This window comes from Shewanella inventionis, from assembly GCF_019931735.1.
GTDB lineage: Bacteria > Pseudomonadota > Gammaproteobacteria > Enterobacterales > Shewanellaceae > Shewanella > Shewanella inventionis.
In genome coordinates this window covers 4,395,585-4,421,671 of sequence record NZ_CP082926.1, presented here as the reverse complement: position 1 = coordinate 4,421,671, position 26,087 = coordinate 4,395,585, and the positions used below count along the sequence as shown (strand labels likewise).

The following is a 26,087-nucleotide window of genomic DNA, read 5'->3' as shown; positions in this document are numbered from 1 at the left end:
CATTATCGAGTTAATTGGTTGAATTGCTGATTGGGTTGGTAATTATGTTGCTCAGCCAAACTGAGGATCTCTTGATATTGATAGGATTGCTTTAAGACTGTTATTGCCTGGTCGACAATTGCTGCTGTTTGCTGGTTATGACATGCAATTTTTCGTTCAGCGGGGGCAAACAGTGCCACTTCTGTCACAGCTAATGCGGTGTTGAGTTTGTGTCTAAGTTGATAGCGATAATATTCAAAAATGCGTCGCTCGAGCACAATCGATTCTACATAGCCATTAAATAGCATAACGACTTGGCTTTTTTGGTTTGAAATTTCGCTGTAATTGGCATTCTCAGTTGCAATGGCTTTAAATTCGTCTCCTAAATATTGTCTAGCGTTTTGAAACCCTAGGATAGAAATTGTCTTGAGATCTTGGATTTCGTTAATCTTTAAATGGTTTTTTGTCAGCGAAAACACGCTATTTTGGTATTCAATTAAACTTTGTGTATAAAACATCCCTTCAACGTTGTCGGGCGTGTTGATCATGCAATCGACCTTTTTGGTATTTAATAGGCGCTGTGCTCGTAAATTGGGCGCATGTACTAGTTCTTGGATTGCGATCCCGCTGAGATTGAGTGCTGCAACTAATAACTCATATTGCACACCCTGTGGTTTGTCTTCAAAAAAATAGGGGGCAATACTGTTGCTTGTAGAAAAACTGATTTGTATGTGTTCTGGAAATGGCAACGGCTGAAAATGTGCTGCATGCTGTTCAACTAATGGATGCGTATTTTCTGATAACAGGACCTCATTTTTTACCTTTGTCTTGGCTTGAACAAATGGCGAGCTAAGTGTAATGAGTAACAAAATAAGGCAAAACTTCAAACGTTAACTTCCTTCTGATGCTATTTGTATATTGAGTAGCTCACTTCCTTGTTGCACGCAAATTGGGTTGATAAAAATGACATATGCCATGTGTCGAAGAATTTACCGTCGACACTAAATCGAGCGGCCCACTAAGACTGTTAAATTGAACTCTTAAATCAAGGATACTCGATTTAAGTCACACTTACATGTTATCGGCAGTGATGAATAATACTTGATTGATTTGTCGATGGATACTGGTTAAATTGAAGATTCATGTTCATTTTCCTGATGTAGCCAAATCATTTTTATATCAATTTATGAATTAAATCTTCTGTTTTCAAACTATTGGATTCAGAGTTATTGTAGTTTGCCGGAGTTGTAACCACTATGTATTATCAAAATGACGATATTCGTATCGACGAAATAAAAGAATTGCTGCCTCCTATTGCGATTTTAGAACGATTTCCGGCAACTGAAAATGCATCTGCAACCGTGTTTAATGCTCGCAACAATATCCACCAAATTTTAACTCGTAAAGATGATAGGTTGTTGGTCATTATTGGTCCTTGTTCTATTCACGATCCTGTTGCGGCTCTCGAATACGGACAGCGTTTAGTCGCATTGCGTGAACAATATAAAGGGCAATTAGAAATTGTAATGCGAGTCTATTTTGAAAAACCTCGCACTACCGTTGGTTGGAAAGGTTTAATCAATGATCCGTACATGGATAATAGCTTTCAGTTAAACGACGGTCTAAGAACTGCCCGTAAATTGCTTGTAGATTTAAATGAACATGGTATGCCAACAGCTGGCGAGTTTTTAGACATGATTACCCCGCAATATGTTGCAGACATGATGTGTTGGGGCGCCATTGGTGCACGAACTACTGAGTCTCAGGTTCATCGTGAGCTTTCTTCTGGTTTGTCTTGCCCTGTGGGGTTTAAAAACGGCACTGATGGCACAATCAAAGTCGCTATCGATGCGATTGGAGCTGCCAATGCGCCGCATCATTTTTTATCTGTGACTAAGTTTGGTCACTCTGCAATTGTATCAACTAAAGGCAATCCAGACTGCCATATTATTTTGCGTGGAGGCAGAGAGCCAAATTACAGCTCTGAACATGTGAAAGATATTTCTGCACAGCTGGTTAAGTCTGGTCTTGCAGACAATATTATGATTGATTTTAGTCATGCAAATAGCAGTAAAGACTTTAAGAAACAGATGTTAGTCGCCGATGATGTTGCTGGGCAAATATCTGCAGGTAATCGTTCAATTTTTGGTGTGATGGTAGAAAGCCATTTAGTTGAGGGTCGCCAGGATTTAGTTGAAGGTGTTGAGTTATGTTATGGGCAAAGTATTACCGACGCATGTATTGGTTGGCAAGATACTGAAACCTTACTGGCGACATTAAATCAAAGTGTTATCCAGCGAAGAAACGCCTGATATTTAGGTAAAAAATAAGGCGCAAATGCGCCTTATTTTTTTAGCTGCTCGGCCAAATATTCATTAGCCTTTGCCAAGGTTCCAAAGGCTGAAATAAGATTATTGCGGCCTTTATCTTGTAATTCAGGATTCCCTGATTCGATCATCATCCATACCCAAGTTTGTATTAGTTGTAATGGTGGGTACTGACGACCTTTTGTGCTATCCAACATAAAGCATCCTTTAAACTGTAAATCGTTGTTTGCTAATAAGCAAACAGTCGCTTTTTTATACCCGAAGAGTATCAAATAAAATCTCCAGAAATAACTCTAATTAGAGTTTAAAAGCATCAAATGATGAAAAAAAACTAAAAAGTAGTTGTTATGTATTATACATATCCATAAAAAGTAAGTCTAAAGTTGTACTGCTGTGTATGTGACATTACATTGCATACTGAGTCTTTTGCTTTAATAAAGTAGAATGTGACCAATGTCTAATAAGAGAATGACTTCTCATAAGACAATGTAATTAATCTGATAACCATAACTGCTAAGATGCAGTGAGCCTTGGAGTAACGATGAGACCTTCTGCATATTTCGAAGGCCCAGTAGGTAAATTAAACTGGCATGTTTTGCGATTGTTGTGGCCATATTTGATCGAGTTTAAAGGCCGAGTGTTGTTGGCAATGTTGTGTTTGATTATTGCTAAAATAGCCAGTGTAAGCCTGCCATTTATCCTTAAAGACTTGGTTGACACCTTAGATAAATCAACCGTAGAACCCATTTTAGTTGTGCCATTTGGTCTGGTTATTGCCTATGGTGCAGTGCGCTTTTTGAATGTCATTATTGGTGAGGTTCGTGACACCTTATTTGGCCGTGTTACAGAACGGGCGATTCGGCGTCTTGGTCTTGCAGTCTTTGATCATTTACACAGATTAGATCTCGATTTTCATCTCGATCGCCGCACTGGTGGTTTGTCTCGTGATATTGAGCGAGGAACGAGCGGTGTGAGCTTTTTAATGCGCTTTATGGTGTTTAATATTGTACCTACGTTGCTTGAAATTACCCTGGTTGTGGGGATTTTCTTTTTCAACTACGGCATCTATTTTGCGCTTATTACGCTAGTGTCTGTGATGGCTTACATTGGTTACTCAATTAGGGCGACTGAGTGGCGAACGGGTTATGTGCGCGATGCCGCTAAGGCTGACTCGTTAGCGAATACTCGTGCAATAGACAGCTTATTAAATTATGAAACCGTTAAGTATTTTAATAACGAAGAATATGAATCAACACGTTACGATGATGCTTTAGCCCAGTGGGAAGTTGCTAAGCGTAAAAACCGTTTGTCTTTACTTGCTCTAAATGGTGGCCAGGCGCTGATTATTGCCATTGCGATGACGGCAATGATGGCGTTAGCTGCACATCAGGTGAGTCTAGATATGATGACCATTGGTGATTTTGTTTTGATTAATGCGTTTATGATGCAGTTATTTATTCCACTCAATTTTTTAGGATTTGTTTACCGAGAAATACGTGGCGCGCTGGCTAATATTGAGCGTATGTTTGACATTATGGCAAATGTCCCGCAAGTCGAGGATCGAGATGACGCCTCATCATTAAGCCCAACAGTGGGAGTCATAAAATTTGATGATGTAAGCTTTCAATATGATAAACGACCTATTTTAAATAAGGTGAGCTTTGAGGTTCCCGCAGGTAAAAAAATTGCAGTGGTCGGTGACAGTGGAGCTGGCAAGTCGACGATTATTAAACTGTTATTTCGTTTTTATGACGTCAATAGTGGTGCCATAACCATTGACGGTATTGATGTAAGGCAACTGACTCAATTGGCGTTACGCAAAGCGATTGCAGTAGTGCCTCAAGACACGGTTCTTTTTAATGACTCTATCTATGAGAACATTCGTTACGGTCGACCTGATGCAACAGAAGATGAAATTAAACAAGCCACTCAATTAGCCCATTTAAGTGATTTTATCGACTCTTTACCCGATAAAGGTGACACCAAAGTTGGTGAGAGGGGATTAAAATTGTCTGGGGGAGAAAAACAGCGGGTTGCCATTGCTCGAGCAGTTTTAAAAGGTGCCCCTATTTTGGTGTTTGATGAGGCGACTTCATCATTAGATTCTCACTCAGAGCAGGCTATTTTAAGTGCACTGCGTGATGCAGCCAAAGGGCACACGAGTTTAGTCGTTGCACATCGATTGTCGACTATTATCGATGCCGATGAAATAGTGGTCCTTAGTCGAGGAAGTATTGTTGAGCATGGAACTCATGCTAGTTTACTGGCTCAACAAGGTCTGTATGCTCGCTTGTGGCATATTCAGCATGAGCAAAGTGATTCGGCTAAAGCCAATATTGATTAGTTTGCTTAACATGGTTTTTGAGGGAGAGATAATTGCTGGCCACTTTCGGCTTAATTGCAATTATCTCTTTGCTTTTTATGAGCTATTTTAAGTGTTTAGCTGAACTTTGGGAAAATGTTTTGTTAGCCATAAAAATCAATCTCTTAACCATGATCTGCTTTCAAGCTTGCCATGTGTTTGACTCACAATACAGGGGCATCAATAGTTAGCCTATTGCAAGTTTATTTAAGGCAACCTTACTGATTGCAAGGCGTTTGTTATTGAGAGCCTAGGCCGAATAACCCCCATTTTTGAAAGACGCTAAGATTTAAATTCTTATTATCAGCAATATGAGTAAGGTAACATACTTGCTATACTGGTATATGTTTAGCTAATTTATACCAATCAGCACAAGAATGTGTTCATTCTTACTGGTTAACATCGCTTATTACTTCGTTAGAAATGTTGAAGGTAGAACACTCGCTCGCTGCGATTTCTGGCTTATTTTAAGCGATTTTTTACGTAAGCTATGATCACTTATTTATCCTGATTGGTATTACTCGTCGCTGCAGTGATTAATTTAAGGTACAAAACGATGTATGGAGGTGACTTGTGCATAATATTGCGTTGATTGCGGCGCTTGAAGGCACCCGGCATCAGGTAACAACTGATTGGTTTGCGATTATGGCAATGCTAAAAACGCGAAATATGTCAGACGATGCGATTGAGCTTGTTTACAATGATTTGTGTGCTGGAGTTAGAGTAACGACTCGTGGTTTGACTTTAGCGAAGGCTATTGATAAGCAGCAAAATGAAAGTGTTGTTAAGTAACAACGCAGATGTTAAGTGGTGTTTTTTGTTTTACGCGTCTCAATCGAGACTCGTCCTTTGTAATTCAAGCAAAGCATTTGATTTTTTGAGACAGCTATCGCTCTGATGAGCCTTGTTTTTCGGTATTAATAGCAATATCACCACTACCTATTTTGGTGTATTAGGCTGTAGGGTTATCATGGTGCAATGAAATAAATCGATGAAATAGGTTCAAAGTTAATTACGAGGGAACAATACGCAAAAACACGCAAAAACGGTTGGCGTTGATAACGAGAAAATTATTTTTTTCGCCAACCAATACACACCATTTTAATCAAAGATCTTGGTGAGTTATCAGGGATTAAGCGTTTAATTTTACCGTGTTCAAAACACACTAACTCGCCTTCGATCTCAATCATGCGATCGCAATTTTTACAACTCACGCTGAGACTTTTTTCATTCACAGGTATATTTTCTGATGTAACTTTTAACATATGATCCTTGGCTTGCAAATGTCCCTAAATCACATTGGTTAGAATTAATGTGATCAACATCAACAATCATTCTACACCTTATTGTTATTTTCGGCAAAGTGAACCTGCAGCAAAACATTAGATTAGCACTACCTAATTAGTATAACTCCTTGTTAATTTATTGCATATGGCGATAGTGTTTATCAAGTGTGACGGCCACCCCCGTGGTTTGAACTATTCGTGCATGATGCCGGGTTAAGTGTCTGGGATCTGTCACCCCACAAGAGTGGGCTATCATGGTTAAATCATAATGAAGAAAATGATTGTAGTTAGCAACGCGTGTTGATTTATCTTTAGGATCTAATCCTTGTTGTAAACGGGTATTATGGGTTGTGATCCCTGTTGGGCAGGTGTCTTTATTGCACTGCAATGATTGAATACAGCCTAACGCAAACATATTGCCCCTAGCTGATGCAATAAAATCAGCTCCCGTTGCCAACGCCCATGCAACGTAAGAGGGCATGACTAATTTACCCGTTGCGATTATTTTGATCCGCTGTTTTAAACCGCGTTCATTTAATAAATCAACCAACAATGGCAAGCTTTGTTTTAACGGTAGCCCAACATTATCCATCAAGGCTTGTGGCGCCGCGCCTGTACCACCATCTGAACTGTCCAGCGTAAAAAAGTCGGGGGCAGACTCAACACCACGACGTTCAATTTCATCACACAATTCATTTACCCAAGCTATATCCCCCAATACTGCTTTGATGCCTGTCGGTTTACCTGTGGTGTCACGGACTTGATTTATCATGTCGATAATATCGGCTACGCAATTCAACTCCAGATGACCATTTGGGCTAATCGAATCTTGTCCGACAGGGATCCCCCTGATGGCGGCAATTTCTTCGGTGACTTTTACAGAGGGCAAAATGCCTCCTTTACCCGGTTTTGCACCCTGGCTTAATTTGATTTCAAACATTTTGACTTCAGGATGAGCTGCGATGTCAGCTAATTTTTGTGGGTCTAAATGGCCTTGATCATCGCGTACGCCATATTTTGCGGTACCGATTTGAAAAACTAAATCACAGTGACCTTTTAAGTGGTAAGGGCTTAATCCACCTTCTCCTGTGTTTAGCCAACAACCGGCTTGAGCCGCGCCATGAGAGAGGGCTGTCACCGCCGGGCGTGATAATGCCCCAAAGCTCATGGCTGAAATATGGCAAATTTTGTCTGTGATGTAGGGGTGTTTGCAATCAGGTCCAATGGTAACGGCCACGGTTTTATGTTTGTCATGATCACTAATGGGGAAGGCGGAGTTCATAAACATAACCGTGCCAGGTTTATCTAAGGCCTGAGTTGAGCCAAAAGCGATGGTACGATCAACATTTTTGGCGGCACGATAAACCCAGCTGCGTTCAGCACGATTAAATGGCAGCTCTTCACGGTCATGTGAGAAAAAGTATTGCCTAAAAAACTCACCTTGTTTTTCGAACAAATAACGAAAGCGACCAACAACGGGGTAGTTATGCCTGATTGCCTGCTTTGTTTGTATTTTATCGGCGATATACATGTAAACCACGGCAATAAGTAACACCCAAAACAACACTAAAAACAGTGCTGAAAAAATGTCTATTCCCCACATAAACCAATGTTGTTGCGCCATGCTGTAGTCCTTTAATTAAGGTATGCTGATTAACATATTAGCAGAGATAAATTTGGGCAAGTTAAATTGATGATATTAATCAGTAGACTAAATTTATCTTAGGAAAACTGGCCGAAGCACTTTAGAAATTGCTCTTTTGGTCGATAATTAAGCTACCGGTTATTTTAAATGAGCTAAGGCTATGGACATTAAGACTACGAATAACACGAGTATGAATACATCAAGTAGTACTCAAAACATCAGTAATCAACAAGCGGTAAAAAACACTTCAGTTGAGCCCAAATTGACTAACAGCCAGATTAGCCGCCAAATGATGAATAACAGCATTTTAGCTGCACAAGAAGAAGTGAGCATTGCCGCAGGAGATAAATCGATGGCACTGCTTTATCGTGCTGCTATTGAAGCGATAAATGAAGAGCTTGCGCCTACTATGGGTGAAAATGCAGTACAAAAAAATGCAGAGGAAGGCATTGATTACTCACCAGAAGCTACTGCTGATCGTATCGTGAGTTTTGCGACACAGTTTTTTTCGACTCATCAGCAACAAAACCAATCAATGGGGTTTGATGAGCAGGTGAACTCCTTTATGGTGAAAATTGGCGATGCTATTGATCAAGGCTTTAAAGAAGCCAGTGATATTTTGTCAGGTTTAAAGGTTTTAGAAGGTGATATTGCCGCTGGTGTTGACCAAACCTATGAATTAATTCAGCAAAAACTAGCTCAGTTTGCGCAAGACAGACTAGATGCTAATACAGAAACCCAAGAGGCTTAATTTTACGCTGTGGTATTACGCCTTCATTGAGAAGTTGCGATAAATATCATAAATAAACTTAGACTGTTAATTAAGCAAATATCTGTATAGATTGGTATTGTTATTTATCGCCAAATCTAGAAGGATACTCGCCATGTGGATTAACGGTACTGTATTAAAACGAATTGACTGGAACAACAAATTGTTTTCTTTGCGTATTAAAGCCGATATCGAGCCATTTACCGCAGGACAATTTATTAAGTTAAGCCAGATGCGTGATGGTAAGCGAGTTGCTCGTGCTTATTCGTTAGTTAATCCACCCGGTAGTGATTATGTTGAAGTGCTCGCGGTTGCAGTTGAAGATGGCCAGCTATCGCCTGATCTACAGAGCCTTATTCCAGGTGATACTATCGAAATAACCCCAAAAGCTTCTGGGTTTATGACCTTAGATGAAATTCCTCATGGCGCATTGCAAGGTAAACATTTGTGGTTTTTGTCGACAGGAACGGCTGTTGGACCATTTATTTCAATGTTAGCTACAAGTGAACCTTGGGAGCGTTTTGAGAAAGTGGTGCTTGTTTATGGGGTCCGCTTGGCAGAGGATTTAGCGTATCTTGATACCATAAAACACTTGCAAACATCCTATCCTCAGCAGTTTGTCTTTGTTCCTATTGTCACTCGCGAAGCATTTCCTGACGCCTTATCTTGTCGGATCCCAGACGGATTAAGCCACGGCCTGATTGAACAAAAAGCAGGCTTGGAGATTAGCGTAGATCACTCACAAGTAATGATTTGTGGCAATCCGGGTATGATTAGTGATGCTCAAGCGGTGTTAATTGAAAAAGGTTTATCAAAAAATTTACGCCGAGCACCAGGGCAAATTACGGTTGAAAAATATTGGTAAATGCACATTTTATCACTGTATCAATAGCTGCCCGTGTACACCTTGTTAACTTGAATGATAAAAAAATAAAACAGCGCTTGCTCATAATGTGACGTTTATTTATCATGTATGTAATTGATAATTATTATCACTTACATTTTAAAGGGCTTAATGAGTCTTTGTCACAGGAGAGAGTCACAATGAGATTGCTCAATAACGTTGTATTGTTCGGGTTAGCTAGCATGGCGTTTTCGGCCAGCGCAGCAGATCCTTTAACCGTTTATTCTTACCGCCAAGCATTTTTAGTTGAGCCAATTTTAGAAAAGTTTACCGAGCAAACCGGTGTTGAAGTTAACGTGGTATTTGCTAAAGATGGCCTTGCTGAGCGTATTGCGCGAGAAGGTCGTTTATCTCCTGCTGATGTGGTGTTAACCTCTGATTTTTCACGCCTAATGGAATTAGTGGAAAAAGATCTTGTTAGCTCAGTCAGCAGCCCTATTATTGATGAAAACCTTCCTGCCCAGTATCGTTCACCAAACAATGACTGGTTTGCCTTAACGATGCGCGTGCGTAACGTTTACTCTTCAAAAGAGCGTACCGGTAAAATTGATATCGATTATCAAGACTTAGCCTCTGATAAGTTTAAAGGTAAAATCTGTACGCGCAGTGGTAAACATCCTTATAACGTTGCCCTAGTTGCCTCAATGATTGCCCATGATGGCGAGGCTAAAACTAAAACATGGCTTGAAGGGGTAAAAGCTAATTTAGCTCGTAAGCCGCAAGGCAATGACCGCGACCAAGTATTAGCAGTTAAAGAAGGGTTGTGTGATGTCGCCATCGGTAATAGTTATTACTTTGGTAACATGATGATGGATAAAAACCAAAAGAGTTGGGCTGAAGCGGTACACATAAATTTCCCTAACCAACAAAACCGTGGCGCGCACATTAACGTATCTGGTATGGCTCTAGCAAAATATGCTCCTCAAAAAGACAATGCCATTAAGTTAATGGAGTTTTTAACTTCAAATGTTGCCCAAGGTATGTATGCTGAGGTTAATATGGAGTATCCCGTTAAAGCGGATGTTGCGCCTTCTAAATTGGTTGCTTCTTGGGGTGAATTTAAAGCAGACTCTTTACCTATTTATAAACTAGCAGAGCATCATCAAGCGGCTGTGAAGTTACTTGATGAAGTTAAATTTGATCTGTAATTTTTACAGGTAATCTTGTGGTCGGCACATTATTAATTGGAATAATGTGCCGTTATTAATTCGGTAGACTTTATGATTTTAGGGTTAACCAGAGGCTGGTCGCTTACTGGTTATGTGATTACAGCACTATTGTTACTACCGCTGTTGGCATTAATTGTACAGGCAACATTGCCAGACGAAGCGGTATTCTCCCATCTTTTTAACACGGTATTACCCACTTATATTTTCAATAGCCTATTGCTAATGTTATTGGTTGGCATTGGTGCACTGATCATCGCTGTGCCAGCAGCTTGGCTGATAGCTCGTTGTGAGTTCCCTGCAAGGCGTTATTTTCAATGGTTATTGCTATTGCCTTTAGCGATGCCAGCATACATTGTGGCTTACGTTTACACCGATATGCTCGATTACGCAGGTCCAGTACAGCGTGCCTTTAGATCTTGGTTTGAATGGCAATCGCCTCACGATTATTACTTTCCTGCCATTCGTAGCCTAGGCGGTGCAACCATAGTGTTATCGTTAGTATTGTTCCCATATATTTATTTACTAGCCCGCACAGCATTTATGGAGCAATCATCAAATTTGTTACATGCATCTAAAGTCATGGGCTGCGGGCCTTGGCGGAGTTTTTGGCATTTGGCTTTGCCAATGGCGCGGCCTGCGCTTGCTGTGGGTGTCGCGTTAGTTGCCATGGAAACTGCGGCTGATTTTGCAACGGTCAGTTACTTTGCTGTCCCAACATTAACCACCGCTGTTTACGATACCTGGCTTGGGTATGGCAGTTTAACCGCAGCGGCCAAGTTGTCTGCCATTATGTTATTAGTGGTATTCGCCATGGTCGGTGTCGAGCGTTTTGCGAGACGCAAACAACAGCTTTTTCAAAAACAAGCTAGGCTAAATGAATCTGACAGGTATCGTTTAACCTCAACTAAAGCTTGGGCAGCTTGGGCGTATTGTTTTAGCTTGTTAACTGTTTCCTTTTTGTTACCTTTTATTGTGTTATGCCGCTATGCTGTTGATTATTTCAATGAAAGTTGGGACATTCGCTTTTGGCAATACAGCCTAAATAGCTTGTATATTGCTGCAATTGTCAGCGTAATTTGCGTGCTATTGGCGGTTGTATTAATGTTTTTAAGGCGAGTTAGCCCCCTCCCTAGTGATCACCTCGCATCGAGACTCAGTTGCACAGGTTATGCTCTGCCCGGAACCGTATTAGCCATCGGAGTATTGGTGCCGTTGACCTATATCGATTTTGCCATTAATGATGTGATGCAATGGCTTGGTTCACAAGGCCCTGGTTTATTATTTACCGGCAGTGTTGTTGCTCTGATATTTGCTTTTTGTGTGCGCTTTGTTGCTATTGCAATAGGGAGTTTAGAAAGCAGTTATAAACAAATTTCGCCGTCACTTGATATGGCAAGCATCACACTTGGGCATTCGCCAAGGCAATTATTAAGGCGAGTGCATTTACCATTATTGCAAAAAGGCATGTTTGCTGGGGCATTACTTGTGTTTATTGAAAGTATGAAAGAGTTACCCGCAGCGCTCTTATTGCGCCCTATTGGTTTTGAAAACCTGGCAACATATGTTTTCCAATTTGTGTCTGATGAAAAGCTAGAGCATGGTGCATTAGCTGCAATTGTAATTGTGATCGTTGGGCTAATTCCTTTGATTTATTTGAATCGTTCTTTGGAGCAGTCACACTAAGATGTCTACGTTAACCATTAGTAATGTCAGCAGCGATTATCAAGGCCATGTGATACTTAATCAGTTAAGTTTAACGCTGCAGCAAGGTGAAATTGTTGCCTTATTAGGTCCAAGCGGTTGTGGTAAAACGACATTGTTAAAAGCCATTGCTGGTTTGCAAGGTATTAGCCAGGGCTGTATCAGCATTAATGGCCAGGCGCTAAGTGGTGACAGTATTTTTGTCGCCAGTGAACAGCGTGGTGTAGGCATGATTTTTCAAGACTACGCATTATTTCCTCATCTAACCGTTGGCGAAAATATTTTATTTGGTGTTAAAGGGCTCGATCGCTCAGCGCGTCAAACTCGGCTTAATGAAATGCTTGAATTGGTAAAACTCGTTGGTTTGTCTGAGCGTTATCCCCATGAACTTTCTGGTGGCCAACAGCAACGCGTATCCATTGCCAGAGCACTGGCATATAAACCTGAGTTGATGCTGCTTGATGAGCCGTTTTCAAATATCGATGCCCAAGTGAGGCATGAGATGATGCTAGAGATCCGCAGTATCTTAAAACAACGTAATGTCAGCGCTGTTTTTGTGACTCACAGCAAAGATGAAGCGTTTGTGTTTGCCGATAAACTGGCGTTATTCGAACAAGGCAAAATTGTTCAGCATGGTAATGCTGAGACTTTATATGCCAAGCCTAGTAGTCGTTATGTTGCTGACTTTCTTGGGACCACAAACTATATTGCTGTGACCATTAAAAGTCACTTGCAGCTAGAAAGCCCGCTCGGGACGTTAACGAGTAGCTGTGAATTAGATCAAGCTGTGGGGGCAACAGGACAATTACTATTAAGGCCGCAACAAATGGTGTTGCAAGCCGATGATCAAGGTGAGGCCAAGATTATCGATAGGCGATTTTTAGGTACGGTATGTCATTATAAAGTCAATCAAAACGGGGTTAATTTAGAAGTAAGTAGCCCTGTTATGAACTTTACTCCTGGGCAACGAGTCTCGCTGACTGTGGTTGAACATCCATTGGTGGTTTTTAGTGATTAATTTATGCTGAACTTATAGGGGATTTAGCTAATCAATATAAATGTGAGTACTCTTCAAGTAATTTGCCGTCATTTAAGCTAAAGTGATTTGGCTTATTAATACCAAATCTAATATCATCAATTTGTTAAGTTATAAGCATTTAGGCCGACAAACAGTATTAAGGTAGGTGAGTATATATGGGTAACCAAGTTATGCCTCGTGAACAGTTAGGAATTTGCGCAGAAGGGAATTTACACAGTGTGTACTTGATGTTTAATGCCATCGATGGCGTTGAAGAGCAGCTACGCCCATCGATTGCTAATGTTGCGCAGTATATTTACGAACTCACCGATCAGTATGCTGACAGTGCTTTTAATGGTTTTGTTGGAATTGGTGCTAACTTTTGGGATACATTTTACCCTGAAGCTCGTCCAGCACTGTTAAAGCCTTTTCCTGCTATGAATGAGGGAAATAGAGATGCACCCGCAATGGAATATGATATTTTTGTTCATATCCGTTGTGACCGTTACGATATTTTGCATTTAGTGGCCAATGAAATTAACCAGATGTTTGAAGACTTGGTTGAATTGGTTGATGAAGAACGAGGTTTCCGTTTTATGGACAGTCGGGACTTAACCGGTTTTGTTGATGGTACTGAAAACCCAAAAGGGCGTCATCGTCAAGAAGTGGCATTAGTGGGTAATGAAGACCCCGAGTTTACCTCTGGCAGTTATGTGCATGTGCAAAAGTATAAGCATAATCTGAGCAAGTGGCATAGATTACCTCTTAAAAAGCAAGAAGATATTTACGGCCGAACCAAGGTTGACGATATTGAATATAACTCGGAAGATAAACCGCTAACAAGCCACACTAAACGGGTAAACTTGAAAGATGAGCAAGGCAAATCGTTAGAGATATTGCGCCAAAGTATGCCTTACGGGTCGGTAAAAGAGCAGGGGTTGGTGTTTATTTCGGTATGTCGTACACCAGAGCATTTTGAAAAAATGTTGCGTAGTATGGTGCACGGTGATGCACACGGTAATCATGATCATTTGATGCTATTTACTAAAGCATTAACCGGTTCGTCTTTCTTTGTGCCGTCTCTTGATTTTTTAACTCAATTTGACGATGCGTAGATAGAGTAAGAGATCAAAAAAGCAATGCCATTGCATTGCTTTTTTGATAATTCATGTTGCAACATTGAGAGAGTTGCTCAATGTTTTGAATTTTTATTCGCTATAATTGAATAATGATTTAACTGTTTCTAATGTATCATCAATGGTTTTGATACTGGCAGGGCAGATGAAAATCGTGTCATCACCTGCAATCGTGCCTAAAATGCCTTCAGGTTTACCTATAGAATCGAGCAAGCGGGCGATAAGTTGTGCAGCTCCTGGGCTGGTTCTTACCACTATCATTGCCTGGTTATGGTCAACGTCGAGCACTAAGTTCTTTAATGGGCTACCGGCAGTTGGCACACCGAGCTCAGCGGGAAGACAGTAAACCATCTCTTGTTTAGCGTTGCGTGTACGTACCGCGCCAAATTTGCTAAGCATACGAGACACTTTTGATTGATTGATATTACCGAATCCTTCGGCTTGTAGCGCATTAACAATCTCGCTTTGGCTTCCAAAACGCTCTTCTTTTAGAATCGCTTTAAAAGTTTTGACGAGCTCATCCTGATTTTTTGTCGCTGGCATAATGATATTTCATCTTATAGTTGTTATTCAAAAAACTTGCACATTTTGAATAGATCTCCTTGTTAAGTCAAGAAAGAATCAGATTTTATGAATAAAAATTCAATTCAAAAGTGGAATGTTATACTGACACTTTGGCGTGTTATGCCCATTAGTAACGATAGCGTTAAGCAAATGAGTTAGCCTTGTGCGCACAGCGCTTAACGCGTGCATAATTAAAAGCGTTATACTATTTGTTTTTTACAATAAGATGGATAATGGATTATTTGTTTGTTTAACGACAATATCTAACCCCTTGATGAGTACTGCAATGTTAAAAATACTTAAAATGTTACACCTAATTGGCATCATCATGTTATTGGTGGGCGTGTATTTATACCTTAATACCACGTTTGGACAGCAGGTCAGTGGTATGTTGGTGATTGCATTACTCATTGGTATTGGTACGTTAATTATGTCGCCATTACCTGTTGCACTTGTTATTGAGTGGGCTCAAAAGCAAACATCTTCAGACAATTCAAAGGAATAATCATTGTCTTTTATTATTCGTAAAGCCGTATTATCTGATAGTAGTGACATTGCTTTTTTAGAACGTGTTCATGTTACAGACGAACTCAGCGGCCGACACAGTGATTTGCATGCTCACCCAATGACGGTTGGTGAAGTTAAGCAACTCATTAATCAGCACTGGATAATCGTTGCCGAACATCAAGGTGAGATTGTCGGTTACGTTATTGCTGCCAAATGGGCCTTTTTTGCCTCGCAACCTTTGTATCGTTATATTATTCAGCGCATTAAATTTGCTGATTTTGATGGCCAATCGTTATCAACAACCAATACTTGCCAGTATGGGCCTGTGTGGATTAGTCAATCATATCGCGGTAAAGGTATTTTTGAAGCCTTGGTTAACGAGCTTAAATTGGTTTTAAAAGAGCGTTATCCATTTATAGTGACCTACATTGCGGCCGATAACCTGCGTTCATTGGCTGCACATAAAAACAAAGCAGGTATGTACCTTATTGAGCATTTTTGTTTCGAGCAACGCGACTATAAGTTACTGGTGTCTCAAACATAGCCAGCTTTGGGTGTTATAGGATATTGTTCTGGATAATTGTGGTAAGGAGTGTTTGATGGTAACTGGTTTTGATGCGCTTTTTAGGCCTTACTTAACACTGACTTTGTCGGCATTTGATAACATTAAACTTGTTGTTGCTGTGTTGTCTGATGCCAATGAAACTTACCAATGTGTCGAGGCAAAGGTGCAGCCGCCAGGATCTTGTAATGTTATGGCCAGTAGTTATTTTGTCTGCTGGAATAATCAATGGATATTTTGTGGATTAACGCGCGCCTATTCTGCATCGATTAGTTTATTTACAGATGTAGAACAAATCGACATGGCATCGATAATACCTGTTTCTATTCCTGTGATGACGATGCAACAAGTTGGATTTATGTGCGTAGAAAGCGCGCATTTTGATCACTGTTAAGCGATATCGCTTGGACATTGTAATTGCATCACAATCAGTGGGCGATCATCGTTGTGGTAGCGCTGGTGAAGTTGAGCAATCTCAGCGGGTAGATTTGCCATATTTTGCTGGCTCACTAATTGAAATTGCTGTTGCTGATACAGTCGCTGCAGGCTGATATTGGTAAATAAAAAGCATTTTTGTGGTGTCAATGCAGGAGCTATAAAGTTAAGTAGTTTTGTTGCAAGGGCTTTTCTGCGTTGTTCTGGTGCGACAAGTAAGCCACTAATCAATTGATATTGACCCAGATGTTTTATTCTAACTGCGGCAATGATGTTACCAGTTTTTGTAACTTCAGTGTCTGATATTACAGTTGAATCTGCCATATTGTGCTGGTCTGCCAGCTGACTTTGAGTGTTGAATGTTGTGGCTTTATGCTGATAAATAACGGCAACAGACTCTTTGAGTGAGACTCTGGCATAAGCCATGTGTTGGCGGTAAAACAACTTAACTGCCGACCACTGCTTTTTTTGCTGCAGTGAAGTAGCATGTTGTTCATATTGAGTGGGTAAGTTAGTGTCTACCCAGCGTATGTATATCATAATATTGAGTGTTCTAATGCTAACAAAAAACCGCCATAAGGCGGTTTTTTGGTAAAAGACGGAAGGTTTATTATAAACCTGCGTCTGCACGTAATGCTTCAGCTTTGTCTGTTGCTTCCCATGGGAACGCATCGCGACCAAAGTGACCATATGCGGCTGTTTGCTGGTAGATTGGACGGGCCAAATCTAGCATTGCTGTTAACCCGTATGGGCGAAGTTCGAAGTGTTGACGTACTAATTTAATTAATACTTCTTCAGACACTTTACCAGTACCAAAGGTTTCAATACTGATAGAGGTTGGCTCTGCTACGCCAATAGCGTAAGACACTTGAAGCTCACAGCGATCAGCAAGACCTGCGGCAACAATGTTTTTAGCTACATAGCGGGCTGCATATGCTGCGCTGCGGTCAACTTTTGATGGGTCTTTACCAGAGAAGGCACCGCCGCCGTGACGCGCCATACCGCCGTAGGTGTCTACAATGATTTTACGACCCGTTAGACCGCAATCACCAACAGGGCCGCCAATCACAAAGCGGCCGGTAGGGTTAATAAAGTATTTTGTGTCTTTATTTAACCACTGTGCAGGTAGCACTGGCTTAATGATGGTTTCCATTACGGCTTCAATCAAATCAGATTGAGTGACGTCTTCACGGTGTTGAGTTGATAACACAATGGCATCAATACCGATAATTTTGCCTTCATCGTATGCAAAGGTAACTTGGCTTTTTGCATCTGGGCGTAACCAAGGTAATGTGCCGTCTTTGCGCACTTCTGACTGACGTTTCACTAATTTGTGAGCATAAGTAATAGGTGCTGGCATTAATACGTCGGTTTCATTGCTGGCATAACCAAACATTAAACCCTGATCGCCTGCGCCTTGCTCTGCTGGATCTGCGCGGTCAACACCTTGGTTAATGTCTGGAGATTGCTTACCAATTGCGTTTAATACAGCGCATGAATCAGCATCAAATCCCATATCTGAATGGGTATAGCCAATCTCACGTACGGTTTTACGGGTAATTTCTTCAATATCGACCCAAGCAGAAGTGGTGACTTCACCGCCAACTAATACCATGCCTGTTTTGACATATGTTTCGCACGCAACACGAGCTTTTGGATCTTGCTCAAGGATTGCGTCTAATACCGCATCAGAAATCTGATCGGCGATTTTATCTGGATGACCTTCTGAGACCGACTCAGAGGTAAACAAGTGCTTTGCCATAATTGGAAAATCTCGTTGGTTGCATTTGAATATACGTCTAGACGTCTATTTTAGTCGAAATCGAATTCGATAACACCCCCCAATACGAATTTAAGTTAATAATTGTGCATTAGTTCAGAAATATTTTTGTCAGTGTCGAGCCTTGTTTAGCTGTATGACCAGTTAATATCATGACTATTAAGTAGTTATTGTATTTTTTATCTAATTTATCACTGGGCGTGTTGGCCAAATTTGAACAATATTTTTGTTTGTTTTGTTCATTTTTTATTGAGATAAAAGCACACACTTTAATGCGTTTGTGGTGATTTTTTATTGAGTGTCAATAAATCATTACTGCAAGTAAGAAGATAGAAAAAGTGGTTATTCAACAAATAAAGCCAAACTATTTATGGTAAATGTGCGCGCTAATGGATCTTGTTAGCAAAAATGACGCTTTATAAAGTAATCGGAAAAATTTTAATTTGCGTCCTATCGCCTAGTAGGGGAAAATGCCTATCCACAATTGCCGTTAGATCTCACAAACAAGCAGGAGAGAGCATGTCTTCTCGTAAAGTACTCGCTAATGCCATTCGCGCCCTTAGTATGGATGCCGTTCAAAAAGCTAATTCTGGTCATCCAGGTGCCCCAATGGGTATGGCTGATATCGCTGAAGTGCTATGGAATGATTTTCTAAAGCATAACCCGAATAACCCAAAGTGGGCTGATCGCGATCGTTTCATTTTATCAAACGGTCACGGTTCAATGCTTATCTACTCTTTACTGCATTTATCGGGTTATGAATTACCTATTGAAGAGCTAAAGCAATTCCGTCAATTACATTCAAAAACGCCAGGTCACCCAGAGTATGGTTATACACCAGGTGTTGAAACCACCACTGGTCCATTAGGTGCTGGGATCAGTAACGCTGTAGGTATGGCGATTGCTGAAAAAACCTTAGCAGCACAATTTAACCGCCCAGGTTTTGATATTGTTGATCACTACACTTATTGCTTCTTAGGCGATGGCTGTTTAATGGAAGGTATTTCTCACGAAGCCTGTTCATTAGCTGGCACTTTAGGCCTAGGTAAGTTAGTGGCATTTTGGGATGACAACGGTATTTCTATCGATGGCCATGTTGAAGGTTGGTTTACCGACGATACGCCTAAGCGTTTTGAATCATACGGCTGGCATGTGATTGCCGGTGTTGATGGTCATAACCCAGATGCAATCCGTGCCGCCATTGAAGAAGCTAAGTCAGTGACTGACAAGCCATCAATGATTTGCTGCAAAACCATTATTGGTTTTGGTTCACCAAATAAGTCTGGTAGTCATGACTGTCACGGTGCGCCATTAGGTGATGCTGAAATTGCAGCCGCTCGCGAGTTTTTAAACTGGCCGCATGCGCCGTTTGATATTCCGTCTGACGTTTATGCAGGTTGGGATGCTAAGCAAAAAGGTGCTGCTAACGAGTCATCATGGAATGACAAGTTTGCGGCGTACCAAGCAGCATTTCCTGAGCTTGCCGCAGAATACGAACGTCGTGTATTAAAAGGTGATTTACCTGCTGACTTTGAAGCAAAAGCGCAAGCGTATATCCAAGAGTGTCAAGACAAAGCGGAAGGTATTGCCAGCCGTAAAGCATCACAAAACGCCATTGGTTTCTTTGGTGCTATGTTGCCAGAGTTACTTGGTGGTAGCGCCGACTTAGCGGGTTCAAACTTAACGCTTTGGTCTGGTTCAAAAGGTATTCAAGACGATCCTGCTGGTAACTACATCTATTACGGTGTACGTGAGTTTGGCATGAGCGGGATCATGAACGGTGCGTCTTTGCATGGTGGCTTTATTAACTATGGCGCGACGTTCATGATGTTTATGGAATACGCTCGTAATGCGGTACGTATGTCTGCATTAATGGGTATTCAAAACATTTTCGTTTACACCCATGACTCAATCGGTCAAGGCGAAGACGGCCCAACACACCAACCTGTTGAGCAACTTGCTAACTTACGCTTAACGCCAAAAATGGCTGTATGGCGTCCATGTGATGCGGCTGAAACCGCGGTATCTTGGAAAGCGGCAATTGAGCGCCGTGATGCTCCAACATCGTTAATTTTTAGCCGTCAGGGCCTTAAAGCACAAGCGCGTACTGCTGAGCAATTAGCTAACGTTGCCAAAGGTGGTTATGTTTTATCTGATTGTGAAGGCACCGCTGAAGTGATTTTGATTGCTACCGGTAGCGAAGTGCAATTAGCAATGGACTCTGCTGCAGAACTTACTAAACTTGGTCAAAAAGTGCGTGTGGTTTCAATGCCATCGACCACTGAATTTGACAAGCAAGATGCAGCTTATAAAGAGTCTGTATTACCAAAAGCTGTGACTAAACGCGTTGCAATCGAAGCAGCTCATACCGATTTTTGGTACAAGTATGTTGGATTTGAAGGCGGCGTAGTGGGTATGACTACTTTTGGTGAGTCAGCCCCTGGTGGTGATTTGCTTAAACATTTCGGCTTCACTGTTGATAATGTAGTAAAAACTGTCCAGTCTTTAGGATAATAGCTTGGCGATAAACACTTATCTATTAGGTGTTTAATCTGTATAATGACGACCTGCAATGCAATTGTAGGTCGTTTTTTTATGCCTGTAATTTCACGTAATTTTATATAGTAAATCAAGTGCTTATTGCTATTTTTGCAGTAGCTACACACGTGCTTAGATTAATTACTCTGGACCCTAAATGATTCGAGTTGCAATTAATGGTTATGGCCGGATTGGCCGCTCAATTCTTCGTGCATTGTACGAGTCAGGAAAACGTCAGCAAATTCAGATTGTGGCCATTAATGAGTTGGCAAAGCCTGAAGCCATTTGTCACCTTACGCAATATGACACCACCCATGGTCGTTTTAATCATACCGTTAAACTTAATGGTGATAAGTTACTGATTGGCGACGACAGTATCCAATTACTTAATCAAGCCGATGCCAGTTTATTACCCTGGAGCGATCTTGATATTGATATTGTGTATGAGGCTACGGGCAGTTTAATTGAGCGACAAGCATGTGAGGCGCATATTTTCGCTGGTGCTAAGCAAGTCTTGATTAGTCACCCTTCATCTGCCGATGTTGATGGCACCATAGTGTATGGCGTTAATCATGATTTATTGCGCCCTGATCACACAATCGTTTCAAATGCGTCATGCACAACTAACTGTATTGTGCCTGTTATTGATGTGCTCGACAGGCATTTTGAGGTTAAAAGTGGTGCAATTACCACTATCCACTCTGCGATGAACGATCAACAGGTAATTGATGCTTACCATGATGACTTGCGCCGAACTCGTGCTGCTGGGCAGTCTATTATTCCTGTTGATACTAAATTGGCCCGAGGAATTGAGCGCATTTTGCCGCACATGAAAGATAAATTTGAAGCAATTTCTGTGCGCGTACCGACTATCAATGTGACCGCGATAGACTTATCTGTCACCCTTAATAAAAAAGTCGATATTGAACAAATCAACAATGTATTACAACGTGCGTCAAACGGCAGTTTTAATGGTATTTTAGGTTATACTGACGAGCCGTTGGTGTCGTGTGACTTTAACCACGATCCACGCTCAAGTATTGTTGATGGTACCCAAACTCGAGTTAGCGCCGGCCATTTGGTCAAATTATTATTATGGTGCGACAACGAATGGGGTTTTGCTAACCGCATGTTAGATACCAGTTTGGCCATGATCCAGGCCAAGCAAGCCGACCAATAAGGTCAAATGATTTTCGTAATGGGCAATATGCCGGTTACATGAGTTGGTGAGTGTTAGGCATTTTGCTTATTACAGGCATCTAGCTCGATAAAAAGATTTGTTTTTAACTTAAAAAGGAAATGCTAATTATGGCAATTATTAACATGACAGATTTAGATCTACAAAATAAGCGTGTGCTTATTCGTGAAGATTTAAACGTGCCTGTCAGCGACGGCGTTGTCACCAGTGATGCACGTTTACGCGCCTCCCTTCCAACGATCCAACTTGCATTGAAAAAAGGCGCTGCCGTGATGGTAATGTCGCATTTAGGTCGCCCAACTGAAGGCGAGTTTAATGCTGAGTATTCAATGCAACCTGTTGTCGATTATTTGGCTAATGCGCTAGATTGTTCAGTGCGTTTAGTCAGCGATTACCTTGATGGTGTTGATGTTAAGGTTGGTGAAGTTGTCGTATTTGAAAACGTTCGTTTTAATGTAGGCGAAGGTAAAAACGATGAAGCGCTGTCTAAAAAGATGGCTGCGTTGTGTGACGTTTATGTAATGGACGCATTTGGTACGGCACATCGTGCTCAAGCCTCTACTCACGGCGTGGGTGTGTATGCACCTGTTGCCTGTGCAGGTCCGTTGTTGGCGCAAGAGCTTGATGCATTAGGTAAGGCGCTTGATAACCCAGCTCGCCCAATGGTGGCGATTGTGGGTGGTTCAAAAGTATCAACTAAGTTAACTGTACTTGAAAGTCTATCAACTAAGGTAGATCAGCTTGTTGTGGGTGGTGGTATTGCCAATACTTTTATCGCAGCAGCAGGTTTTAAAGTGGGTAAGTCATTATATGAAGCCGACTTAGTTGAAGAAGCAAAGCGTCTTGTGGCAAATGCTAAAAGCCGTGGTGGTGATATTCCGGTACCCACAGATGTGGTTGTGGCAAGTGAGTTTAGTCCAACCGCTGCGGCAACGCTTAAATCAGTAGCGGATGTGACTGACGGCGATATGATTTTTGATATTGGCCCAGATAGCGCAGAAGCACTGGCAAAAATAATTGAGCAAGCCGGTACGATAGTCTGGAATGGCCCAGTGGGCGTATTCGAGTTTGATCAATTTGGTGAAGGCACTAAACGCATTGCGCAAGCAATTGCAGAGTCTAAAGCATTTTCTATTGCTGGTGGCGGCGACACGCTAGCTGCGGTAGATAAATATAATATTGCTGACAAAGTGTCTTACATCTCTACTGGTGGTGGTGCTTTCCTTGAGTTTTTAGAAGGTAAAGAATTACCGGCAGTAGCAATGCTTGAAAAACGTGGCGCTTAGACTACGAATAACTTATATTATAAATAAGATAATTATAAAAATACGCTGTTATAAGCTAATGGAATAAACTTATATCAGCGTTAAAAATCCGTCCAAACGATAGCGACCTAGGTGAGTAATCACCCTATTAATGGAGAACAAAATGGCTCTTATCTCTCTACGACAATTGCTTGATCATGCTGCTGAGCATGGTTATGGCGTCCCTGCATTTAACGTGAATAACCTTGAACAAATGCGCGCAATTATGCAAGCGGCTGAAGCAACAGACAGCCCTGTTATTGTGCAAGCATCTGCTGGTGCACGTAAATATGCTCGCCCACAGTTTTTAAAATATTTGATGGCTGCTGCACTTGAGCAGTATCCAGATATTCCTGTGTGTATTCACCAAGACCACGGCACCGATCCTGATATTTGTCAGCGTTCAATTCAGTTAGGCATGTCATCAGTTATGATGGATGGCTCATTAATGTCTGATGGTAAAACACCTGCATCTTATGAATATAACGTCGATGTGACACGTCGCACTGTTGCATTCGCACACGCTTGTGGTGTGTCTGTTGAAGGTGAAATTGGTTGTTTAGGCAGTTTAGAAACGGGTATGGCAGGTGAAGAAGACGGTGTGGGCGCAGAAGGTGTGCTAAGCCATGATCAATTGCTCACTACGCCAGAAGAAGCTGCTCGTTTTGTTGCAGATACCCATGTTGATGCATTAGCTATTGCCATTGGTACTAGCCATGGTGCGTACAAGTTTAGCCGTAAACCGACTGGTGATGTATTACGTATCGATCGTATTAAAGAGATCCATGCTCGTATCCCTAATACGCATTTGGTTATGCACGGCTCATCATCAGTTCCGCAAGAATGGCTACAAATCATTAACCAATATGGTGGTGCAATTCCTGAAACTTACGGTGTTCCATTAGAAGAAATCGTTGAAGGCATTAAACACGGCGTTCGCAAAGTGAATATCGACACTGATTTACGTTTAGCCTCAACGGGTGCCATTCGTAAATTTTTAGCGGAAAACCCAGCTGAATTTGATCCACGTAAATTCTTAAAAGCATCAATGGAAGCGATGGCTGATATTTGTACTACTCGTTATGAAGCCTTTGGCTGTGCGGGTATGGCATCAAAAATTAAGCCTAAGTCTTTGCAAGCAATGTATAAAGCGTATCAATCGGGTGAGCTTGATCCAAAAATCATGTAAACCAAGCTAACGCATTTTATTATCAAATGGCCTGCTGATTTTAGCAGGCCATTTTTTTTGTAAATAAATTACGAAAAATGTTGTTTTTTTAAACGTCATCACGCATGATCTGCGCCCTTAAAATGTCATGTTTTATTGATATAACCCTATTTTAATCGCAATTTTAATTTCACAGTAGAACACGTAATGCATTCCAATTCAGACAAGCCTTTATCTCTATTTTCATTGACTTGGCCGTTATTCGTTGATTTTGCCCTGCATTTTTTAACCGCAGCCATTAACACCTTTATGATCAGCCATGTGTCATACCAAGGGGTTGCCGCCTTATCGGTTGGGAATATGGTGTTTGAACTGGCTATTACGTTATTTAGTTTCGTCAGTATCGGCGCAAGTGTGGTGATTACTCAATATTTAGGCTCGCAAAATAAATCTGCTGCAAGTTCGGTGGTGTATTCTTCAATTGGGTTTAACTTTTTGGTGGGATTAGTGGCCGCCACAGGTATTTTAACCGGGTCAACCTTAATACTTAACTTGATGAACTTACCAGCAGAATTAATGGCTGATGGTAAACTTTATCTGCAAATTGTTGGTTTGTGCCTTATTCCTGAAGCGATGGCAATGTGTTTAGCCGCAGGCATGCGAGCGCATGGTTTTACTCAGCAAGCCATGTGGGTCACGTTGTCGATGAACGTGATTACTTTTGTGGGTAATTTGTTATTGCTTTACGGCTGGTTTGGCATTCCTCAAATGGGGGTTGCCGGTATTGCCATTAGTACCGTTGCAGGGCGCCTGGTTGGCATGACGATTATGGCGATTTTGTTTGTGCGTTACACTGGGATAAAGATACACATTCCGAGTATTGTACGCCCAGAACTTAAGATGCTAAAAAAAGTGTTCCATATTGGTTTACCCGCAGCAGGCGAAAACGTGTCTTGGATGCTGCAATTTATGGTGGTGACGTCTTTTGTTGGCCTAATGGGCGACAAAGCACTGGCTGCACAGTCATTGTATTTTCAAATCTGTATGTTCATTTTATTGTTTGGTTTGTCTATTGGTATTGGCAACGAAATTATTATTGGCCATATGGTGGGCGCTAAAAAGCTAAAAGCTGCTGAGCATCAAATGTATCGCGCATTAAAATTGGGCTTAATTGTAACCACTGTCGTCGCGTTATTCGTGGCGATATGGGGCCCAAATCTTGTGGGCTTATTTACGGATGAAAAAGACATTGCTTTGCTGGTTGGCCAGTTATTTATTTTGACCTTAGTGATGGAGCCTGGGCGGACATTTAATCTTGTTGTGATAAATGCTTTAAGAGCCAGTGGCGATGCTAAATTTCCGTTTTTTATGGGTTTGTTCTCAATGTGGTGTATTGCGGTTCCGGGTGCGTATTTACTGGGTATTCATTTCGAGTTTGGCTTATTAGGTGTTTGGGCTGCCTTAGCATTAGACGAGTGGGTGAGAGGCTTGGCAATGCTATGGCGCTGGCGTAGTGGACGTTGGCAAACCAAAAGCTTAATCGCCTAGACTGGTTTGTAATGGGCTAACTCATTGACCAACATAGTGAGCATTTAATCACACGTTCAGGGTTAATGTATTTTGTTTAATGTTGATTTTGGTCACAATTTTTTCAATACAGTTGCTTAAGTGTTAGAATGCAGGCAGTTTTAATAAGGTAGCCATCTTAACGTTTTTGTAAATCGTAATTAAAGGA

General features: G+C 41.3%; 23 protein-coding genes. 17 read left to right on the top strand and 6 right to left on the bottom strand.

What is annotated here, in order from left to right; translation table 11 throughout:
- Positions 1-2: 2 nt before the first annotated feature.
- Positions 3-866 (bottom strand): substrate-binding periplasmic protein, encoded by an 864-nt coding sequence (locus tag K8B83_RS19840; protein ID WP_223418760.1) that lies wholly within the window; start codon positions 864-866, stop codon positions 3-5.
- 369 nt (positions 867-1,235) lie between these two features.
- On the opposite strand from K8B83_RS19840, the gene aroG reads away from it, so the two are divergent.
- Positions 1,236-2,291, top strand: a complete 1,056-nt coding sequence (gene aroG / locus K8B83_RS19835) for a 3-deoxy-7-phosphoheptulonate synthase AroG (RefSeq protein ID WP_188738888.1) — start codon at positions 1,236-1,238, stop codon at positions 2,289-2,291.
- 32 nt (positions 2,292-2,323) lie between these two features.
- Here aroG and K8B83_RS19830 read toward each other — a convergent pair whose 3' ends face one another.
- The gene (locus K8B83_RS19830) at positions 2,324-2,503 is read right to left on the bottom strand and encodes a hypothetical protein (RefSeq protein WP_188738886.1); all 180 of its coding nucleotides are present in this window, start codon (positions 2,501-2,503) and stop codon (positions 2,324-2,326) included.
- Between the two features lie 344 nt (positions 2,504-2,847).
- Here K8B83_RS19830 and K8B83_RS19825 point away from each other — a divergent pair, with 344 nt between their 5' ends.
- Entirely contained in the window at positions 2,848-4,650 is a 1,803-nt protein-coding gene (locus K8B83_RS19825; protein ID WP_188738884.1) for an ABCB family ABC transporter ATP-binding protein/permease, read from the top strand.
- Positions 4,651-5,241: 591 nt separating this feature from the next.
- Positions 5,242-5,460, top strand: coding sequence for a hypothetical protein (locus K8B83_RS19820; protein ID WP_188738882.1), 219 nt, complete (start codon positions 5,242-5,244; stop codon positions 5,458-5,460).
- A 630-nt stretch (positions 5,461-6,090) separates the two neighbouring features.
- On the opposite strand, the gene K8B83_RS19815 is transcribed toward K8B83_RS19820, so the two are convergent.
- Complete coding sequence (locus K8B83_RS19815; RefSeq protein WP_188738878.1) at positions 6,091-7,578, bottom strand: FMN-binding glutamate synthase family protein; 1,488 nt, start codon at positions 7,576-7,578, stop codon at positions 6,091-6,093.
- A 181-nt stretch (positions 7,579-7,759) separates the two neighbouring features.
- On the opposite strand from K8B83_RS19815, the gene K8B83_RS19810 reads away from it, so the two are divergent.
- From K8B83_RS19810 to K8B83_RS19785, 6 genes are all read left to right on the top strand, one after another.
- On the top strand, positions 7,760-8,350 hold the full coding sequence (locus K8B83_RS19810; protein WP_188738877.1) for a DUF5610 domain-containing protein: 591 nt from the start codon (positions 7,760-7,762) through the stop codon (positions 8,348-8,350).
- Positions 8,351-8,483: 133 nt separating this feature from the next.
- Entirely contained in the window at positions 8,484-9,233 is a 750-nt protein-coding gene (locus K8B83_RS19805) for a ferredoxin--NADP reductase (RefSeq protein ID WP_188738875.1), read from the top strand.
- Between the two features lie 179 nt (positions 9,234-9,412).
- The gene (locus K8B83_RS19800; RefSeq protein WP_188738873.1) at positions 9,413-10,420 is read left to right on the top strand and encodes an extracellular solute-binding protein; all 1,008 of its coding nucleotides are present in this window, start codon (positions 9,413-9,415) and stop codon (positions 10,418-10,420) included.
- A 72-nt stretch (positions 10,421-10,492) separates the two neighbouring features.
- The gene (locus K8B83_RS19795) at positions 10,493-12,124 is read left to right on the top strand and encodes an ABC transporter permease (RefSeq protein ID WP_188738871.1); all 1,632 of its coding nucleotides are present in this window, start codon (positions 10,493-10,495) and stop codon (positions 12,122-12,124) included.
- A gap of 1 nt (position 12,125) precedes the next feature.
- The gene (locus K8B83_RS19790) at positions 12,126-13,160 is read left to right on the top strand and encodes an ABC transporter ATP-binding protein (RefSeq protein WP_188738869.1); all 1,035 of its coding nucleotides are present in this window, start codon (positions 12,126-12,128) and stop codon (positions 13,158-13,160) included.
- 176 nt (positions 13,161-13,336) lie between these two features.
- Positions 13,337-14,275, top strand: a complete 939-nt coding sequence (locus K8B83_RS19785) for a Dyp-type peroxidase (protein WP_188738867.1) — start codon at positions 13,337-13,339, stop codon at positions 14,273-14,275.
- A 93-nt stretch (positions 14,276-14,368) separates the two neighbouring features.
- On the opposite strand, the gene argR is transcribed toward K8B83_RS19785, so the two are convergent.
- Entirely contained in the window at positions 14,369-14,839 is a 471-nt protein-coding gene (gene argR, locus K8B83_RS19780; RefSeq protein WP_188738865.1) for a transcriptional regulator ArgR, read from the bottom strand.
- Between the two features lie 307 nt (positions 14,840-15,146).
- Here argR and K8B83_RS19775 point away from each other — a divergent pair, with 307 nt between their 5' ends.
- The 3 genes from K8B83_RS19775 to K8B83_RS19765 are packed head-to-tail and all read left to right on the top strand — an operon-like array spanning position 15,147 to position 16,323.
- On the top strand, positions 15,147-15,365 hold the full coding sequence (locus tag K8B83_RS19775; protein ID WP_188738863.1) for a hypothetical protein: 219 nt from the start codon (positions 15,147-15,149) through the stop codon (positions 15,363-15,365).
- Between the two features lie 3 nt (positions 15,366-15,368).
- Entirely contained in the window at positions 15,369-15,911 is a 543-nt protein-coding gene (locus tag K8B83_RS19770; RefSeq protein WP_188738861.1) for a GNAT family N-acetyltransferase, read from the top strand.
- Between the two features lie 55 nt (positions 15,912-15,966).
- A complete protein-coding gene (locus K8B83_RS19765; protein WP_188738859.1) occupies positions 15,967-16,323 on the top strand; it encodes a hypothetical protein in 357 nt (118 codons plus the stop codon).
- Here K8B83_RS19765 and K8B83_RS19760 read toward each other — a convergent pair.
- Both K8B83_RS19760 and metK read right to left on the bottom strand, forming a co-directional pair.
- Positions 16,320-16,904, bottom strand: coding sequence for a GNAT family N-acetyltransferase (locus K8B83_RS19760; RefSeq protein ID WP_188738856.1), 585 nt, complete (start codon positions 16,902-16,904; stop codon positions 16,320-16,322). The two genes, K8B83_RS19765 and K8B83_RS19760, sit on opposite strands and share 4 nt — an antisense overlap.
- Before the next feature lie 70 nt (positions 16,905-16,974).
- Positions 16,975-18,126 carry a methionine adenosyltransferase gene (gene metK / locus K8B83_RS19755; protein ID WP_188738854.1) on the bottom strand — a complete coding sequence of 384 codons (1,152 nt, stop codon included), beginning with the start codon at positions 18,124-18,126 and terminating at the stop codon, positions 16,975-16,977.
- 537 nt (positions 18,127-18,663) lie between these two features.
- Here metK and tkt point away from each other — a divergent pair.
- The 5 genes from tkt (at position 18,664) to K8B83_RS19730 (ending at position 25,900) form a co-directional block, all read left to right on the top strand.
- Positions 18,664-20,658 carry a transketolase gene (tkt, locus tag K8B83_RS19750; protein WP_188738852.1) on the top strand — a complete coding sequence of 665 codons (1,995 nt, stop codon included), beginning with the start codon at positions 18,664-18,666 and terminating at the stop codon, positions 20,656-20,658.
- A gap of 181 nt (positions 20,659-20,839) precedes the next feature.
- Complete coding sequence (gene epd / locus K8B83_RS19745; protein ID WP_188738850.1) at positions 20,840-21,862, top strand: erythrose-4-phosphate dehydrogenase; 1,023 nt, start codon at positions 20,840-20,842, stop codon at positions 21,860-21,862.
- A gap of 128 nt (positions 21,863-21,990) precedes the next feature.
- Entirely contained in the window at positions 21,991-23,166 is a 1,176-nt protein-coding gene (locus tag K8B83_RS19740; protein WP_188738848.1) for a phosphoglycerate kinase, read from the top strand.
- Between the two features lie 142 nt (positions 23,167-23,308).
- Positions 23,309-24,373, top strand: coding sequence for a class II fructose-bisphosphate aldolase (gene fba, locus K8B83_RS19735; protein ID WP_188738846.1), 1,065 nt, complete (start codon positions 23,309-23,311; stop codon positions 24,371-24,373).
- A gap of 186 nt (positions 24,374-24,559) precedes the next feature.
- The gene (locus K8B83_RS19730; protein ID WP_188738844.1) at positions 24,560-25,900 is read left to right on the top strand and encodes an MATE family efflux transporter; all 1,341 of its coding nucleotides are present in this window, start codon (positions 24,560-24,562) and stop codon (positions 25,898-25,900) included.
- Positions 25,901-26,087: the final 187 nt, after the last annotated feature.

Excerpts from the sequence above, each read along its gene's own strand:
- argR (WP_188738865.1), bottom strand. The coding sequence starts at position 14,839 with ATGCCAGCGACAAAAAATCAGGATGAGCTCGTCAAAACTTTTAAAGCG.
- K8B83_RS19760 (WP_188738856.1), bottom strand. The coding sequence starts at position 16,904 with ATGATATACATACGCTGGGTAGACACTAACTTACCCACTCAATATGAA.
- K8B83_RS19830 (WP_188738886.1), bottom strand. The coding sequence starts at position 2,503 with ATGTTGGATAGCACAAAAGGTCGTCAGTACCCACCATTACAACTAATA.
- K8B83_RS19785 (WP_188738867.1), top strand. The coding sequence starts at position 13,337 with ATGGGTAACCAAGTTATGCCTCGTGAACAGTTAGGAATTTGCGCAGAA.
- metK (WP_188738854.1), bottom strand. The coding sequence starts at position 18,126 with ATGGCAAAGCACTTGTTTACCTCTGAGTCGGTCTCAGAAGGTCATCCA.
- K8B83_RS19795 (WP_188738871.1), top strand. The coding sequence starts at position 10,493 with ATGATTTTAGGGTTAACCAGAGGCTGGTCGCTTACTGGTTATGTGATT.
- aroG (WP_188738888.1), top strand. The coding sequence starts at position 1,236 with ATGTATTATCAAAATGACGATATTCGTATCGACGAAATAAAAGAATTG.
- K8B83_RS19775 (WP_188738863.1), top strand. The coding sequence starts at position 15,147 with ATGTTAAAAATACTTAAAATGTTACACCTAATTGGCATCATCATGTTA.
- tkt (WP_188738852.1), top strand. The coding sequence starts at position 18,664 with ATGTCTTCTCGTAAAGTACTCGCTAATGCCATTCGCGCCCTTAGTATG.
- K8B83_RS19800 (WP_188738873.1), top strand. The coding sequence starts at position 9,413 with ATGAGATTGCTCAATAACGTTGTATTGTTCGGGTTAGCTAGCATGGCG.
- K8B83_RS19815 (WP_188738878.1), bottom strand. The coding sequence starts at position 7,578 with ATGGCGCAACAACATTGGTTTATGTGGGGAATAGACATTTTTTCAGCA.
- fba (WP_188738846.1), top strand. The coding sequence starts at position 23,309 with ATGGCTCTTATCTCTCTACGACAATTGCTTGATCATGCTGCTGAGCAT.
- K8B83_RS19730 (WP_188738844.1), top strand. The coding sequence starts at position 24,560 with ATGCATTCCAATTCAGACAAGCCTTTATCTCTATTTTCATTGACTTGG.
- K8B83_RS19790 (WP_188738869.1), top strand. The coding sequence starts at position 12,126 with ATGTCTACGTTAACCATTAGTAATGTCAGCAGCGATTATCAAGGCCAT.
- epd (WP_188738850.1), top strand. The coding sequence starts at position 20,840 with ATGATTCGAGTTGCAATTAATGGTTATGGCCGGATTGGCCGCTCAATT.
- K8B83_RS19805 (WP_188738875.1), top strand. The coding sequence starts at position 8,484 with ATGTGGATTAACGGTACTGTATTAAAACGAATTGACTGGAACAACAAA.
- K8B83_RS19740 (WP_188738848.1), top strand. The coding sequence starts at position 21,991 with ATGGCAATTATTAACATGACAGATTTAGATCTACAAAATAAGCGTGTG.
- K8B83_RS19765 (WP_188738859.1), top strand. The coding sequence starts at position 15,967 with ATGGTAACTGGTTTTGATGCGCTTTTTAGGCCTTACTTAACACTGACT.
- K8B83_RS19825 (WP_188738884.1), top strand. The coding sequence starts at position 2,848 with ATGAGACCTTCTGCATATTTCGAAGGCCCAGTAGGTAAATTAAACTGG.
- K8B83_RS19810 (WP_188738877.1), top strand. The coding sequence starts at position 7,760 with ATGGACATTAAGACTACGAATAACACGAGTATGAATACATCAAGTAGT.